This is a genomic window from Streptomyces canus (assembly GCF_030815415.1).
GTDB classification, from domain to species: Bacteria; Actinomycetota; Actinomycetes; order Streptomycetales; family Streptomycetaceae; genus Streptomyces; species Streptomyces canus_F.
Genome location: NZ_JAUSWW010000001.1, coordinates 9,043,009 through 9,058,289, shown reverse-complemented (window position 1 = coordinate 9,058,289; position 15,281 = coordinate 9,043,009). Strand labels below are relative to the sequence as shown.

Sequence of the window (15,281 nt, the reverse complement as noted above, 5' to 3'; positions counted from 1 at the left end):
GCACAAACCCCCTATGCCCGTGCGCTGTTGCCGCCCTTGGCCACCCTCGGCAGGGCCAGCTTGATCTCCTCCCTCAGCTCGTAGATCTTCGGGTAGCTGGAGTACTCGGCGGTGAGCCGGTACATCTGCCGCAGCCGGTCCCAGGTGCGGTGCGAGGAGTTGGATCCCATCGACACCAGGGCCAGCCGGGCGTACCGGTCCGCCTGTTCCGGGTCGTCCGCGATGAAGCAGGCCGAGGCCATCGACAGGAAGTCGAAGATCTTCGACCGCTGCCGTCCGTCGACCCGCAGGGCCAGGGCCTTCTCCGCGTAGTGCTGGGCGTGTACGGCCGCGGTCGGCTCGTGCTCCGCCAGCGTGCGGTAGGCCAGGGCCTGCATGCCGTACAGATCCTCCTCCTTGAAGGTCTGCATCCAGCTCGGCGGTGGCACGTCGCCCTGGTCCGAGACGAAGAGGTCCTCCGCCTGTCCGAGGGTGCGGCGCATCGCCTGCCCCTTGCCCATGGACGCCTGTGCCCAGGCCTCGATGGTGTAGAGCATCGCCCTGGTGCGCGGCAGCACCTGTTCTCCGGAGCCGGACTGGGCGAGCTTCATCAGGTCGAGTGCGTCGTCGGGCCGGCCCAGGTGCACCATCTGGCGAGCCGCTCGGGAGAGCGCCTCCCCGGCGCGGGGCCGGTCGCCGCCCTCACGGGCCGCATGGGCGGCGATGACGAAGTACTTCTGGGCCGTGGGCTCCAGGCCGACGTCGTGCGACATCCAGCCCGCGAGCACGGCGAGGTTGGCGGCGACGCCCCACAGGCGCCGCTGCAGATGATCGGGGTGTCGGTAGGCGAGCATGCCGCCCACCTCGTTGAGCTGGCCTACGACCGCCTTGCGCTGCAGCCCGCCGCCGCGAGCCGCGTCCCACGCCCGGAACACCTCGACGGAACGCTCCAGTTCCTCGATCTCCTGCGATCCGATGGGGGCGGCCTCGTAGCGGTCGAACCCAGCGGGGTCGGCGTGCAGGGGATCGTCGATTCTGGGAGCGTCGGCCGTCAGGGACGGATCGGAGTGCAGCCAGTCGTGCATGGCGCTGCTGAGTGCGGATCCTGCGGTGAGCGCGACGCCCGCACCCACCAAGCCGCGTCGGTTGAGCATGAGGTCCATTCCCGTGAATTCGGTGAGGACCGCCGCGGTCCGCTCGGGCGCCCACGGCACACCGTCGGGATGTTCCACACTCCCGGCGTCCTGCCGTTTCCCCGTACGCCCGTGCCGGACCAGACCGAGGTCCTCGATGGTCACGACACGGCCGAGACGCTCGGTGAACAGGGCAGCCAACACACGGGGCACCGGATCGCGCGGGATCTCTCCCGTGTCGATCCAACGCCGCACCCGTGAGGTGTCGGTCGACAGCTGGGGGTGGCCCATGGCCGCCGCCTGCCGGTTGACCAGCCTCGCGAGTTCACCCTTGGACCAGCCGGCCAGGCCGAACAGGTCCGAAAGTCGGGTGTTGGGTTGTCCGCTCACGTCAAGCCCCCAGGTTCTCGGCTGAGTTGACAGTAGCCCGGTGGGAGGTGCCGAGCGACTATTCGCCAGGGTTCGCCAGGGTGCGCCAGATGGTGTGCCACTGGGCCATGGGTGTCAGGTAGGAACGCGCCACCCCGACCCGGCCGCTGCCATATGACGGGAGCACTCCCCAGGGTGCACCTCGGGCGGTCGGGCCGGGTCAGCGCACTGCGCAGACATGCACTGCAGGCACACGAAGGGATCTGTTTCGCCCATGTACGCAGCATCGTCCTCCGTGTCCGCCCCGCCCCGGCCGCTGCACCCCCGCCCGGCGGGCAGCGGCCCTTACCTCGACCCCGCTCGCCCGGCGGCCCCCGTGCTCGGTGCCGGCAGGACGCGGCGCGCTCCGGGGCTCGGCACCCAACCGCTCAGCGGGAGACTCGACTTGTCCGGCCCTCAGGGCGCGCAGCTGCGTACGGCGATCGCGTCGGTGCACCGGATCTGTCCGGAGTTCGCTCCGGTCCAGGTGCTGCGCCGCAGCGGTCGCTCCGTCCTCCTGGTGGGGACGACCGGGCGCAGCACGGCCGTTGCGAAGTGCTTACTGGACCACTCCCCCGCGTGGGCCGAGCGGATCCGCCACGAGATAGCGGCATACCGCTCGTTCGTCCGGCACCGCCCGCCCGTGCGGGTGCCCCGGTTGATCGCGGCGGACCCGGACAACTGCACCCTGGTGATCGAGCGGATGCCGGGACGCGTGGCGGCGCTGCACCGGCACCCGGCGGAGTCCCCGCCGCGGGCGGACATCCGGGCGGCGCTCGGCGCGATCTGCCGGCTGAACGCCTGGCGGCCGTCGGCGGGCACCTTCGACGCTCCGCTGGACTACGCGGCCCGTATCTCCCGCTACCACGAGCTGGGGCTGCTCACCGACCGGGACATGGGTGACCTGCAGAAGCTGCTGCACGGCATCGCGACGACCGCGGGCCGGCACGGCATGGGACAGTTCTGCCACGGCGACGCACTGCTCTCGAACATCCTTCTGTCACCGGCCGGTCCAGTGCTGGTGGACTGGGAGCACGCGGGCTGGTATCTGCCGGGGTACGACCTGGCGACGCTGTGGTCGGTGCTCGGGGACGCGCCGGTGGCCCGTCGTCAGATCAGCCAGATCGCGCAGTCGGCGGGCCCGGCCTCGCGCGACGCGTTCCTGGTGAACCTGATGCTCGTGCTGACCCGTGAGATCCGTACCTATGAAACGGCCGTGCAGCGTTCGATGCACGACACGACCCCGGCGGCACCGGGAGTGGCCCACCCGGGTGCTGCGCCGTCCGGCGAGGAGCAGCGCCTACTGCTGAGGCGGCTGCACGACGACTGCCAGCTGGCCCGACGGGCCGTACGCGCGGCGGTCGGCACTCGCTGACGGGGACGAAGGTCCGCGGTGCGCCCGAGACAGCGGCGCACCGCGGACCTTCGTATGTCCGCCCTCGCACGGCTGCCCGCAAACGGCCCATTGGTGTAAGCCACTGACGCCCCGCAGGCCCGAAAGGTGCCGCCACGAAACTCCCGGGACCCCCGCTTGACAAGGGAATTCGTCTTTCCCTGGGCATGATTGACGGATCGTCGGCCAGCCGGTACCACTGACGCACGCCCGGCCCCGCACGGCTCATCGCGACCGACCGTCCCAGGAGGCTGCAATGCGAGGATCCGACCCGACCAGCGCCTCCGGGCACAGACATACGCGAGCCGCTGTCGGCGCGGTCGCCACCGCGGCACTGCTGCTGCCCCTGCTCGGCGCGACCCCCTCCGGCGCACAGAGCTCGGCGAACAGCCTTCAGCTGGCGTTCGCCTCGGCGGCCGCCCGGTACGAGGTCCCGCAGAGCGTCCTCCTCGGCGTCTCCTACCTTCAGTCCCGCTGGGACGCGCACGCCGGGGCGCCGAGTGTGACCGGCGGCTACGGCCCGATGCACCTGACCGACGCCCGGACCGCGCTCGCCGAGGCCCCGCACCACAGCGAGGGCACGGAGGACGCGCGCGGCGACAGCGCCCGGGCGGCCCTGCTGCCCGAGACGGAGGTGCCGGCGCCGACGGAGTTCCCGGCCCGGCTCACGACGTTGCCGAAGGCGGCGGAACTGACCGGACTCAGCGCCGAGGAACTGCGGACCGATCCCGCGGCGAACATCGCCGGCGGCGCCGCACTCCTGGCCCACGCGCAGAAGGACCTGGGCGAACCGCTCAGCGATGACCCCGCGGACTGGTACGCGGCGGTGTCCCGCTTCTCGGGCGCCGACGACACCGCGACGGCGACGGCATACGCCGACGACGTGTACGACGTGATCCGCGCCGGCGAGGAACGCGCCACGGACGCCGGCCAGCTGGTCGCCCTGGCGGCCCAGCCGGACGTCACCCCGGACCCCTCCGCCCTGAAGCGGGCCGGTCTCCGGACGCTCGGCAGCGGGGCCACGGAGTGCCCGAAGTCGGTGTCCTGCGAGTGGATCCCGGCACCGTACGAGGAGTTCGGCGACAACGACTACGGCAACCACGACCTGGGCGACCGGCCGACGTCACAGAGCATCAAGTACATCGTCATCCACGACACCGAAGGCGCCTGGGAAGGCGTCCTCAACCTCGTCCAGGACCCCACCTACGTCTCCTGGCAGTACACACTGCGCTCCACCGACGGGCATATCGCCCAGCATGTGAAGGCCAAGGACGTGGCCTGGCACGCGGGCAACTGGTACGTCAACGCCAAGTCGATCGGTCTGGAGCACGAGGGCTTCCTGGCCAATCCGGACGCCTGGTACACGGAGGCGATGTACCGCTCCTCGGCGCGGCTGGTGAAGTACCTCGCCAAGAAGTACGACATCCCGCTGGACCGGCAGCACATCCTCGGCCACGACAATGTGCCGGGCCCGACCACGGCCACCGTCGGCGGCATGCACACCGACCCCGGGCCGTACTGGGACTGGCGGCACTACTTCGAGCTGCTCGGCCGGCCCTTCAAGGCGACCGGCGGCAAGCAGGCCGCGCTGGTGACGATCCGGCCCGACTACGCGGCCAACCAGCCGGAGTACACGGGCTGCGTCACCAAGGGCGAGCCGTGTGCGGCGCACGGCTCCAGCGAGGTACGTCTGTACTCCGGGCCGGGCACGACCTACCCCCTGATCAAGGACATCGGTCTGGGCACGGTGCCGGGCACCGGGGTGAACGACATCTCCTCGCGGGTCTCCACCGGTCAGCAGTACGCGGTCGCCGGGCGCGACGGAGACTGGACGGCGATCTGGTATCTGGGTCAGAAGGCCTGGTTCCAGAACCCGGGGAAGGACCCGGCCGCGGTGAGCGCGAAGGGCCAGGTGGTGACGCCCAAGGCCGGCGTGGAGAGCGTCCCGGTGTACGGGCGCGCCTACCCGGAGGCCTCCGCGTACCCGGCGGGAGTGCCCGCACAGGCGGTGTCGCCGCTGCCGTACAAACTGCCCAGGGGCCAGAAGTACGTGGTCGGCGACAAGGTGCCGGGTGAGTACTACTACGCGGTCACGTTCACCACGGACTCGCACCAGGTCGTGGTCGGCAAGGATCTCTACTACGAGATCCAGTTCGGTCACCGGGTGGCGTTCGTGCGGGCGGCCGACGTCGACGTGCAGGTCTCCCGGTAGGGAGCGTCCGGCAGTCGGCGGTGCCACTCCTCGGTGAGAGGCGGTCGCGGAGGTTCAGGCCTTCCAGGTGTAGTGGCGGCCCGCGACCGCCTTGAACGTCAGCTCGCCGCTTGAGAACAGGTCGCTGCGTAGGGCCAGTTCACGTGTCCGTGCCGCCGTCAGCGCGATCCGGGTCGCCCGGCCGCCGGCCCACTCGACGTCGACGGTGGCACCGCCGCGGGCCCGCAGTCCCCGGACCGAGCCGTCGGGCCAGGCGGCGGGCAGGGCCGGCAGTACCTCGATCACGCCGTGCTGGCTCTGCAGGAGCATCTCCACGATCCCCGACGTGGCACCGAAGTTGCCGTCGATCTGGAACGGCGGGTGGGTGTCCCAGAGGTTGGGCAGGGTGGAGAGTCTGAGTTGTTCGCCGAGCATGAGGTGGGCGTGGTCGCCGTCGCGCAGCCGGGCCCAGAAGTTGACCTTCCACGCCTTGGACCAGCCGGTGCCGCCGTCGCCGCGCGCGGTGAGGGAGACTTTGGCCGCCTCGGCCCACCGGCTGCCGGGCTCGATCTGGCGTCCCGGGTGGAGGGCGAACAGGTGGGAGACATGCCGGTGTTCGTCGGCGGGATCGTCCAGGTCGGCCTTCCACTCCTGGAGTTGTCCCCAGGAGCCGATGCGCAGGCCGGGGTCGAGCCGCCCGAGCGTCTCTTCCAGTCGGCGGCGGAAGCCGGGTGAGTCGCCGAGGATCCGGGCCGCTTCGAGGGTGTTGGTGAACAGGTCGTGGACGATCTGCTGCGACATGGCCGCGCCGGCCGTGAAGTCCCCGTGCTCCGGCGAGTAGCTGGGCGTGACGACGAGGGTGCCGTCGCGCGGATCGGTGCGCAGGTTGTCCAGCCAGAACTCGGCGGCCTCCTTCAGCGCCGGGTAGGCGGTGGTGCGGAGGTAGGCCGTGGAGCCGCCGAACCGGTAGTGCTCGTACAGCTGTTGGGTGAGCCAGGCCGCCGCCTCGGGGAACCAGAACGCGGTCGCCCAGTCGTGCACACCGGTGAAGCCGTACGGATTGGTCTCGTTGTGCACGACCCAGCCGCGCGAGCCGAACATCTCCTGTGCGCTGCGGCGTCCCGGGGCGCGCAGCGCCTCGACGAAACGGTCGTAGGGCTCCGTCGTCTCGGCGAGGTTCGCGGCCTCGGCGAGCCAGTAGTTCATCTGCAGGTTGATGTTGACGTGGTAGTCGGCGGACCACGGGGGCGAGGTGCTCTGGTTCCAGACGCCCTGGAGGTTGGCGGGCAGGGAGCCGGGGCGTGAGGAGGCGATGAGGAGGTAGCGGCCGTACTGGAAGAAGAGGGCTTCCAGGGCGCGGTCGGCCGCGGTCGGGCCGGCGGTGTAGGCGGACAGCAGCCGGTCCGTGGGGACGTCCGCGGGCGGTTCCTGGCCGATGTCGAGGGCGACCCGGCGGAACAGGGCGCGGTGGTCGCGCAGATGGCGGCGCAGGAGCGCCTGGTGGTCGGTGCCCGCCTGCTCGACGGTCCGGGTGACGGTGGTGTGCGGGTCCGCGCCCCGGTAGCCGGGGTAGGTGTCGGCGTAGTCGGTGCCCGCGGCCAGGACGAACCAGGCGCTGTCGGCGCCGGTCACGGTGAGGGTGCCGTCAGTGCGGGAGCTGAGGGTGCCGCCTTGGCTGTGGACCCGGATCCGCGCCTCGAAGCGCAGACCGTTGTCGGCGAGTGCGCCCCGCACCGTCAGGGTTCCGTCGGCCGCGGTGGTGGTGAAGTCGGCGCGCGGCGAGGTGTACCGGAGGGTGAAGGTGACGCCGCCGGGCCGGTCGGCGCTCAGCCGGCCCACGATCGCGCCGTCGGGGTGGGAGGCGAAGAACTCCCGCCGGTGGCGTACCCCTTGGTGGGTGTACGTGACGGACGCGACGGCCTTGTCGAGGTCGAGCTCGCGGCGGTAGTCGTCCGGGGTGGTGGCCGGTGCGCCGGGGAGGTCGAGGTGGAGGTCGCCGAAGGTCTGGTGGGCGCCGTAGCCGACGCGCCGCTGGCCGAGGCGGGCGGCGACCGCGTCGGGGTCGAGGGTGGTCCGGGCGTCGAGATCGTCCTGGACGGCGGTGACGGCGCCGGGGCGGGCATCGCGCCAGTTGCCGTGGTCGTAGCCCTGGGCCGAACCGGGGCCGCCGGTCCACAGGGTCTTCTCGTTGAACTGGAGCCGTTCGGAGGCGAGGGTTCCGAAGATCATGGCGCCGAGTGCGCCGTTGCCGATGGGGAGGGCTTCGCGTTCCCAGTCGGTGGCGGGGGTGGCGTACCAGAGCACCAACGGCTGCCCCGATACATCGGAGGAATCAGCGACCGCCTCACCGACACCGGCCCCTAACGCGAGCGCACCGGTACAGCTTGCCGCAGCCTTCAACGTCGTTCTTCGAGTGATCTCATACGACATGACCTTGACGCTAGAGGTCCGATGACTTGGCGACAAGGGTCATGACAAGGCGTGCGGAATCCCGAACCGGGAGGGGTCGGGGTCAGCCCTGCTGGAAGAGCTCCGCCGGCAGCGGCTTCAGGAGGGCGTACAGATCGTCGGTGATCGGGCGGTCCCACGCGGCGATGGTCACCAGGACATTGTCGCTGCGGTCGAACTGCACGCAGGAGATCCGGCCCTCGGAGAGCTTCAGGCGCCGCACCACCAGGAGGTTGTCGCCCTGCATCACCGGCACGTCCTCGGCGCCTACGACGCTCACCTCCTCCTCGTTCTCCAGCGCGATCAGCAGCTGGGCCACCTCGAAGGGGACCTCGCCCTCGGCGAGCTCCCGGGCCGGGGAGCCCTCGGGGAGGTTGCCGATGATCATCGCGGGGCCGCGGCCGCCGAACAGGTCGTAGCGCAGGAAGACACCCTGGCAGGTGCCGTCGGGGGCGGGCAGCAGACCGGCGCCGAGGTTGCCGGGCCAGTCGCCCGGGTCCATGGCCAGGACGTCGAAGTCGGGGCCGGCGGGAGTTGCGCTGCGGCGGCGGAGGAACGACATGCGCCCATGGTACGGGGTGCCGTTCGGCGATGGGCACGTGCGGTCCTGGGGTGCTTCGGTCGATATCCGGGTGCGGGTGGGTGGGGGCTGGTCGCGCCCACGCGGCGGAGCCGCACATCGACACGGCCCCGCGCCCCTTGGTGGGTGGGGCGCTACGTTGGTTCGAGAGCCGCCGCCAGTCCACTGTGGTCGGTGCCCAGCTTTCGGTAGACCGCCGAGAGCAGGCGGGTGATCGCCGGCTCGTCGATGCCCAGCCCGTCGGCGATCTCACGCTGGGTGAGGCCCTCGGCCGTCATGGTGGCTGCCGTGCGTTCGCGAGTCGTCATTGTGTCCGTGTCCGTGCTGTGCAGGCGACGCGGGAGCACCCCGTCCGGTCCGTCCCGCAGGCCCTGCTGATCGGGCGGGGCTCCGCCGGTGGGCGCGCACAGTCCGAGGGCCGGGCCGACGATGTCGTACCAACTGCCCAGCCGGGCCCGGAGATCGGTCTCCGCCGCGTCGGCGAGCTGGGGTTGCAGAAGTTGCCGGGCCACGTGGAAGGCGACGCGCTGCTCCTGGTCCCCGCCGCGCGCGGAGAGCACGGTGCAGCCCCGTGCGGCGGCACGCCGGCGGACCTCGGCCAGCAGGGTCGTCTTGCCGATCCCTGCCCTTCCGGCGAAGGCGAGCAGCGCGCCGCGAGGCCGGCCGGCCGACTCCGACCCGTCCGCGCGCAGACCGGTGAGCTCGCCCAACGCCTCGTCCACGGCGGCGAGTTCACTTTCACGCTCGAAAAGCGTCCTGCTGCTCCTGGTGCTGCGCCGGCCCATGGTGCGCCCCCTGCCACGGTGGTACACCCACGCGGGGAGCGGGCGCGCAGCGTGACCTACAGGCACCTCAGCGTACGCTTCCGGCGGGCGGCGCGAGCCCCTGTCGGCGGGCTCCGCTCAAGTCACCTCGAACGCGTCGACCTTGATCGGTCCGACTCTCCACGGTGCGCGGCTAGGCGCTCCCCTTGTGCCGCTCATGATGCCGGGCCACCCGGGCCCGGTTCCCGCAAGCCGGCTTGCACCACTCCTGCCGCGGATGCTCCTTGATGAAGTACCGCACACAGCGCGGCGCGTGGCACGCGCGCAACCGCTCCCGGTCGGGGCCCGTGAGGAAGCCGATCACGGCTTGCGCGAGGACCGCCGTCAGTTCTCCCTCGCCGCGCACCGCCCGACGCCGCACGGAGGGTCCGGAGCCGTCGGACCATCGCAGAACGGGGACGGTGGGGGTGCGAGCGGCAGCCGCGTTGAGCAGTTCGACGGCTTGCGGTGCGGGCAGCAGCCGCGCGGCGTCGGCGGGGCTCGGCTCTCCGGGGCGTACCGCGCGGGCGAACAGGGCCCGGACGGCGGCGCGCAGCTCTCGTACGGCGCTCAGCTCCGCGTCTGCGGCCTCGTACGCGGCGGCGTTCGGCACGACGTCGGGGTGGGCCCGCACCCATGCGGTGAGCCCGGCGGGCTCGCCCAGGTCATCGGCCACGCCCCCGTGCCCGTCATGGCGGACGGTGAGGGCGAGGTCCAGGGCGAGGCGGGTGTCCCTGTCGGTCGAGTCCTGCATGGACCTAATGATAGGCGACCATCTCACCCATTAGGCGTTCCCGGGTTCCGGCGGGACCACCGCCACCGGGCTCGCCGCGTGCAGCAGCACCGCCTGCGTCACCGAGCCCATCATGCGGGCAGGCGCCAGCAGCCGGCGCCGGTGCCGGCCGACGACGACCAGCTCGGCGTCCTCGGAGGCCCCGACGAGATGCCCGGCCGCGTCACCCGGGGCCACATGGAGATCGACCCGTACCTCGGCATGCCGCTCGCGGTGCGGGGCGAGGAAGCCCTCGGCCAGCGTGCGGGTCTCTCTCTCGACGGCGTCCTGGTCGATCATCACGGGGACGAGCTCGCCCGGCATCGCCCATGTCTGGAGCGGCCACTGGTAGGCGGAGACGACCTGGAGGCGGGCACCCCGCAGGGCGGTCTCGGCGAAGGCGAAGGCGAGCGTGGTCTCGTCGGGGCTGTCGGCCTGGAGGCCGACGACCACACGCGGTCCCGGTTCGGCGGGCGGCTGCGAGTCCTCCCCCACTGCCCGAAAGGCGTGGGAGGTGCCCCCATCACGACCCGGCCGCGGCACCACGACCACCGGGCACTCCGCGTCGCGCGCGGCGGCCATGCCGTTGGAGCCGAGCAGCAGGCTCGCGAAGCCACCACGCCCCCGCGAGCCGAGCACCAACAGCTGGGCGGTCGAGCCCAGTTCGGGCAGCAGCGCGGGCGGTGCGCCCTCCAGCGCGAGATATTCGGTCGCCGGCGGGTCGGCGATCTCCGCCACCCGGGTGCGCGCCTCGTCCAGCACCGAGTCCTGGTCCGGCTCCGGCGGACCGGCGGTCAGGACGTCGGGCCGGGCCCACGCGGCGTACTGCCGTACATGGACCACCCGCAACGGTGCCCGGCGCCTGCGGGCGGCGTCGAGGGCCCAGTCCAGGGCGCGCAGGCTGTCGTCCGAACCGTCGACCGCCGCGATGACCGGCAGGGTGCTCATGGGTTCCTCACCTCCGGAGAACGACCTGTCCCCGGCAGCCAGCGTCGCTCAGACGCCGGCCCCGGCGGGCTGCTCAAGGTCGCGTGTCCGGAAAAACAGGTGAAACACCGCCGGATCGGCCCGTCACCTCACGTGAGGTCGAACTCCCCTTCCCGCGCGCCCGACACGAACGCGCCCCACTCGGCAGGCGTGAAGATCAGGGAAGGGCTCTCCGGGCGGCCGCTGTTGCGCATCGCGATGAAACCCTCGACAAAGGCGATCTGGACATCCCCCAGGCCACGGCTGCTGGAGTGCCAGTCGGCGCTGGTGAGGTCCAGCTCGGGCTTGTCCCAGCCCATGAGCGGCTGTTGCTGGATGGTGGTCTCGGCCACGTCCGTGCTCCTCCCGATTGCGTCGTCCGCGGTCAGCCTAGCGATCGACTCCGAGTGCCGACAGGCCACGTGAGGGGGGACCTTTCGGTGACCTTCCGGGAGGCAATTCACGCATCGGGGGGTTCGGACCCCACGAGCCACATCGAGAAGAACTGCGATCCGCCGCCGTAAGCGTGTCCCAGCGCCCTGCGGGCGCCTTCCACCTGGTGCTCCCCGGCCTGCCCGCGCACCTGCAGAGCCGCCTCCGCGAAGCGGATCATGCCGGAGGCGCCGATGGGATTGGTGGACAGGACGCCGCCCGACATGTTGACGGGCAGATCGCCGTCCAGCTCCGTCACTCCCGCCTCGGTGAGCTTCCAGCCCTCGCCCTCGTCGGCGAAACCGAGGTTCTCCAGCCACATGGGCTCGTACCAGGAGAACGGCACGTACATCTCCACGGCGTCGATGTCCCGGCGCGGATCGGCGATGCCCGCCTGCCGGTACACATCGGCCGCGCAGTCCTTTCCGGCCTGCGGCGAGACCGCGTCCTTGCCCGCGAAGAGCGTCGGCTCGCTGCGCATGGCACCGCCGAGCATCCACGCGGGCGGGCGCGGCGCGCGGGCCGCCCCCGCCCGGTCGGAGAGCACCATCGCGCAGGCCCCGTCGGAGGACGGGCAGGTCTCGGAGTAGCGGATGGGGTCCCAGAGCATGGGCGAGGCCTGGACCTTCTCCAGGGTGATGTCGTGCTCGTGGAGATGCGCGTACGGGTTCTTGAGCGCGTTGCGCCGGTCCTTGTACGCCACCAGCGAGCCGACCGTGTCGGGCGCGCCGCTGCGCCGCATGTACGCGCGTACGTGCGGGGCGAAGAAGCCGCCCGCCCCGGCCAGCAGGGGCTGCTGGAAGGGGATCGGCAGGGACAGGCCCCACATGGCGTTGGACTCGGACTGCTTCTCGAAGGCCAGTGTCAGGACGGTGCCGTGCACGCGGGCCGCGACGAGCCCCGCGGCGACCAGTGCCGTCGAACCGCCCACCGAGCCCGCCGTGTGCACCCGCAGCATCGGCTTGCCCACCGCGCCGAGCGCGTCCGCGAGATACAGCTCCGGCATCATGACGCCCTCGAAGAAGTCGGGCGCCTTGCCGATGACGACGGCGTCGATGTCGGCCCAGTCCAACTCGGCGTCGTCGAGGGCCCGTCGCGCCGCCTCCCGTACGAGCCCGGCGATCGACACGTCCCGCCGGGCGGCGACATGCTTGGTCTGACCGATGCCTATGACGGCCACGGGCTCCTTGCTCATCGCGGATCCCCTTCCAGTACGGCGACCAGGTTCTGTTGCAGACAGGGGCCGGAGGTGGCGTGCGCGAGGGCCCGGTCGGACTCGCCTCGATGGATGCGGGCGGCGGCCTCACCGATGCGGATCAGCCCGGCGGCCATCATCGGGTTGGCGGCGAGTGCCCCGCCGGACGGGTTGACCCGGACGTCGTCGTCCAGCCTCAGTGCCTTGCGCAGCACGATCTCCTGGGAGCTGAACGGCGCGTGCAACTCGGCGGTGTCGACGGGCCGTTCGAAGGCGCCCGCCTTCTCGGCGGCGAGGCGGGTGGAGGGCGAGTCGGTCAGGTCGCGGACGCCGAGGGCGTGTGCCTCGATGCGGTGGTCGATGCCGCGGATCCAGGCGGGGCGCGTGCACAGGTCGCGGGCCCGCTCCCCTGCCGCGAGCACCACCGCGGCCGCTCCGTCGCCGATCGGCGGGCAGTCGCCGGTGCGCAACGGCCGTACGACGTAGTCCCCTTGCGGGACGGGTCCCTTGAGTTGGGCGCGCGGGTTGTCGACGGCACGGCTGCGGGCACCGATCGCGGCCAGTGCCGGTTCGTCGGTGGCGCCCGCGTCGATGAGTGCCTGCGCCTGGAGGGCGGCGAGGGCGACCGAGTCGGGCCACAGGGGGGCCACGTAGTACGGGTCGAGCTGCCGGGTCAGCACGTCGCGCAGCGAGCCGGGCGAGGACTTGCCGTAGGAGTAGACGAGCGCGGTGTCCGCGTCCCCGGTGAGCAGTTTGGTCCAGGCCTCGTACAGCGCCCACGCGCCGTCCATCTCGACGTGCGACTCGGAGATCGGCGGCCAGGCGCCGACGCCGTCGAGGGCGAGGGTGAAGGAGAAGGCGCGGCCGGCGAGGTAGTCGCAGGAGCCGGAGCAGGTGAAGTCGATGTCCGCGGTCTTCAGGCCGGTCCGGTCCAGGACGTCGTGCAGGACCGGCATGAGCATCTCCACCTCGGACTGTTCCTCGGTGGTGCGCAGGACGTCGGACTGGGCGAAGGCGACGACGGCGATGTCCCTGGTCACAGCAGCTCCTTGTACGTCTCGTAGTCCGCGTCGGGTTCTCCCGTGGGCCGGTAGTGGTCGGGGAAGCGGCCCCCTTGCGTCCACACCGGTTCGACGCGCAGGCCCATCCGGACCTGGTCGTACGGGATGCCGCCGATGCGTCCGTGCAGTGCGAGCCCGGCTCCGTCGAGGGCGATGTGGCCGTAGACGTAGGGCACTTCGATGTCGAGGTTCTTCGCCTTGATGTTGACGATGCAGAACGTGGTGACCGTGCCGCCCGGTCCCACCTCCACCTGTTCCGAGGTGGCGACGCCGCAGGTGGGGCACGCGCCCCTGGGCGGCACGTACACCTTGCGGCAGGACGGGCAGCGTTCGCCGACGTTGCGCCGTTCGGAGAGGGCGTTGATGTAGGCGCTCTGGGCGCGTCCGGGCGAGTAGACGTAGTCGAGGCGGGCGGCCGCGACGATGCCGGTGACCGGGTCCTCGAACGCGCCGCTGTGGCCGGCCGGTTCGGCCGGGTCGCCGTCGTACGGCTCGAAGCAGGCGATGTCGGTGATCGCGCCGACGCGGTCCTCGGCCCAGCGGACGCGGACGCGCAGGCCGGTGTGCACGGCGTCGGGGCCGGGAGCGTCGAGGGCGTGGAGGAGAGCGGTGTCGGCGCCGTCGAGGCGGACCAGGACCCAGGCGAAGGGCGAGGAGAGGGGCTGGCCGCGGCGGGGTTCGTGGTTCCAGGCCCAGGTGGTGACCGTGCCGGTGGGGGCGACCTCGACGAGGTCGCGAATCTCCTCGGCGGTGACGGGGTCGTACTCGACGGGGGGTACGAGGGTGCGGCCGTCGCCGGTCTTCACACCGAGGACGACGCGGTCGCGCAGGCCGGTGAGGAACGCGCTCTGGACGGGGCCGAGGGAGCGGGTGAAGGGGAATTCGACGACGAGTGGAGCTTTGAGGACTGCGGGCATCGGGGTTGCCTCCTTCGGAGCGGGGTGGGTGGCTCGCGCCCGGGAGGGGCGCGAGGCTGTGACATCTGCGGCTCCGCCGCGTGCGCGCGACCGGCCACTGACGGCCCGCGGTGTCCGAACCGCCGCACCCAGCCGGGCGCTACGCTCGCTTGTAGGTGGGCGGTCGTTTCTCCGCGAAGGCGCGGGCCCCTTCCTTGGCGTCGGCGGTGTCGAAGACGGGCCAGCCGCGCTTGAGTTCGGCGGCGAGGCCTTCGGTCTCGGTCATCTCGGCGGTCTCGTACACCGAGGCCTTGACGGCCTCGACCGCCAACGGACCGCAGGCATTGATCTGTTCGGCGATCTCCAGGGCCTTGGCCAGTGCCGTGCCGTCGGGGACCACGTGTCCGATCAGACCGATGTCCAGGGCCTCGCGGGCGCTGTACCGGCGGCCGGTGAGCAGCATCTCCAGGGCGTGGGTGCGCGGGATCTGGCGCTGGAGGCGGACCGTGGAGCCGCCGATCGGGAACAGCCCGCGTCTGACCTCGAACAGGCCGAAGGTCGCCGACTCGCCCGCGACCCTGATGTCGGTGCCCTGGAGCATCTCGGTGCCACCGGCCACGCAGTGGCCCTCCACCGCGGCGATCACCGGCTTGCGCGGGCGATGGTGGCGCAGCATCGCCTTCCAGTGCAGGTCGGGGTCGGCCTTGAGCCGGTCCCGGTACTGCTCTCCCTCCATGCCCTTGCCGGCCAGGGCCTTGAGGTCCATGCCGGCGCAGAACGAGCCGCCCGCGCCGGTGAACACGATCGAGCGGACCGAGTCGTCGGCGTCGGCCTCGACCCAGCCGTCGTACAGGCCGACGAGCATCGCCAGCGAGAGCGCGTTCTTGGCCTCCGGCCTGTTGAGTGTGAGCACCAGTGTGGCGCCTTCGCGCTGCACAGTGAGGTGTTCCGTGCCACCCATCGCCCATCTCCCCTCTCAAAGAACGAGAACAGGTTGCAGGAGCGGCCCGGGCTCTTCAAGAGT

The 15,281-nt window shown here is 71.6% G+C and carries 13 protein-coding genes and 1 pseudogene; 2 read left to right on the top strand and 12 right to left on the bottom strand.

Translation table 11 applies throughout. The annotated features are described in order from the left end of the window. Positions 1–11: 11 nt before the first annotated feature. A complete protein-coding gene (locus QF037_RS41915) occupies positions 12–1,502 on the bottom strand; it encodes a DNA-binding protein NsdB (RefSeq protein ID WP_307034566.1) in 1,491 nt (496 codons plus the stop codon). A gap of 253 nt (positions 1,503–1,755) precedes the next feature. Here QF037_RS41915 and QF037_RS41910 point away from each other — a divergent pair, with 253 nt between their 5' ends. After that, positions 1,756–2,895, top strand: coding sequence for an aminoglycoside phosphotransferase family protein (locus tag QF037_RS41910; RefSeq protein WP_307034564.1), 1,140 nt, complete (start codon positions 1,756–1,758; stop codon positions 2,893–2,895). A 274-nt stretch (positions 2,896–3,169) separates the two neighbouring features. Continuing rightward, entirely contained in the window at positions 3,170–5,125 is a 1,956-nt protein-coding gene (locus QF037_RS41905; protein WP_307034562.1) for an N-acetylmuramoyl-L-alanine amidase, read from the top strand. 54 nt (positions 5,126–5,179) lie between these two features. Here the strand turns inward: QF037_RS41905 and QF037_RS41900 are convergent, their stop codons facing one another. The 11 genes and pseudogenes from QF037_RS41900 to QF037_RS41850 all read right to left on the bottom strand — a co-directional run bounded on the left by QF037_RS41900 (position 5,180) and on the right by QF037_RS41850 (position 15,218). After that, positions 5,180–7,408 (bottom strand): glycoside hydrolase family 95 protein, encoded by a 2,229-nt coding sequence (locus tag QF037_RS41900; RefSeq protein WP_307037638.1) that lies wholly within the window; start codon positions 7,406–7,408, stop codon positions 5,180–5,182. A 208-nt stretch (positions 7,409–7,616) separates the two neighbouring features. Continuing rightward, entirely contained in the window at positions 7,617–8,114 is a 498-nt protein-coding gene (locus tag QF037_RS41895; protein WP_266831526.1) for a hypothetical protein, read from the bottom strand. 152 nt (positions 8,115–8,266) lie between these two features. Beyond that, the gene (locus QF037_RS41890) at positions 8,267–8,440 is read right to left on the bottom strand and encodes a helix-turn-helix transcriptional regulator (RefSeq protein ID WP_307037637.1); all 174 of its coding nucleotides are present in this window, start codon (positions 8,438–8,440) and stop codon (positions 8,267–8,269) included. A 33-nt stretch (positions 8,441–8,473) separates the two neighbouring features. Next, positions 8,474–8,917: pseudogene (locus QF037_RS41885) on the bottom strand (ATP-binding protein); the annotation flags it as partial. 172 nt (positions 8,918–9,089) lie between these two features. Then, positions 9,090–9,689, bottom strand: a complete 600-nt coding sequence (locus QF037_RS41880) for a CGNR zinc finger domain-containing protein (protein ID WP_307034559.1) — start codon at positions 9,687–9,689, stop codon at positions 9,090–9,092. A gap of 30 nt (positions 9,690–9,719) precedes the next feature. Further along, the gene (locus QF037_RS41875) at positions 9,720–10,655 is read right to left on the bottom strand and encodes a universal stress protein (RefSeq protein WP_307034556.1); all 936 of its coding nucleotides are present in this window, start codon (positions 10,653–10,655) and stop codon (positions 9,720–9,722) included. Between the two features lie 128 nt (positions 10,656–10,783). After that, entirely contained in the window at positions 10,784–11,026 is a 243-nt protein-coding gene (locus tag QF037_RS41870) for a DUF397 domain-containing protein (protein ID WP_307034554.1), read from the bottom strand. A gap of 107 nt (positions 11,027–11,133) precedes the next feature. Then, positions 11,134–12,300, bottom strand: a complete 1,167-nt coding sequence (locus QF037_RS41865) for a thiolase domain-containing protein (RefSeq protein ID WP_307034552.1) — start codon at positions 12,298–12,300, stop codon at positions 11,134–11,136. Next, positions 12,297–13,340 carry a thiolase domain-containing protein gene (locus QF037_RS41860; protein ID WP_307034550.1) on the bottom strand — a complete coding sequence of 348 codons (1,044 nt, stop codon included), beginning with the start codon at positions 13,338–13,340 and terminating at the stop codon, positions 12,297–12,299. Before QF037_RS41860 ends, QF037_RS41865 begins: the two co-directional genes overlap by 4 nt. After that, the gene (locus QF037_RS41855) at positions 13,337–14,278 is read right to left on the bottom strand and encodes a Zn-ribbon domain-containing OB-fold protein (protein WP_307034548.1); all 942 of its coding nucleotides are present in this window, start codon (positions 14,276–14,278) and stop codon (positions 13,337–13,339) included. Before QF037_RS41855 ends, QF037_RS41860 begins: the two co-directional genes overlap by 4 nt. A 139-nt stretch (positions 14,279–14,417) precedes the next feature. After that, positions 14,418–15,218: a crotonase/enoyl-CoA hydratase family protein gene (locus tag QF037_RS41850; RefSeq protein WP_307034546.1), complete on the bottom strand. Its 801-nt coding sequence runs from the start codon at positions 15,216–15,218 to the stop codon at positions 14,418–14,420. Between the last annotated feature and the right edge of the window lie 63 nt (positions 15,219–15,281).

Coding starts and splice junctions, on each gene's coding strand:
- QF037_RS41875 (WP_307034556.1), bottom strand. CDS start 10,655: ATGAGCACCCTGCCGGTCATCGCGGCGGTCGACGGTTCGGACGACAGC.
- QF037_RS41890 (WP_307037637.1), bottom strand. CDS start 8,440: ATGACGACTCGCGAACGCACGGCAGCCACCATGACGGCCGAGGGCCTC.
- QF037_RS41905 (WP_307034562.1), top strand. CDS start 3,170: ATGCGAGGATCCGACCCGACCAGCGCCTCCGGGCACAGACATACGCGA.
- QF037_RS41850 (WP_307034546.1), bottom strand. CDS start 15,218: ATGGGTGGCACGGAACACCTCACTGTGCAGCGCGAAGGCGCCACACTG.
- QF037_RS41855 (WP_307034548.1), bottom strand. CDS start 14,278: ATGCCCGCAGTCCTCAAAGCTCCACTCGTCGTCGAATTCCCCTTCACC.
- QF037_RS41865 (WP_307034552.1), bottom strand. CDS start 12,300: ATGAGCAAGGAGCCCGTGGCCGTCATAGGCATCGGTCAGACCAAGCAT.
- QF037_RS41895 (WP_266831526.1), bottom strand. CDS start 8,114: ATGTCGTTCCTCCGCCGCCGCAGCGCAACTCCCGCCGGCCCCGACTTC.
- QF037_RS41910 (WP_307034564.1), top strand. CDS start 1,756: ATGTACGCAGCATCGTCCTCCGTGTCCGCCCCGCCCCGGCCGCTGCAC.
- QF037_RS41880 (WP_307034559.1), bottom strand. CDS start 9,689: ATGCAGGACTCGACCGACAGGGACACCCGCCTCGCCCTGGACCTCGCC.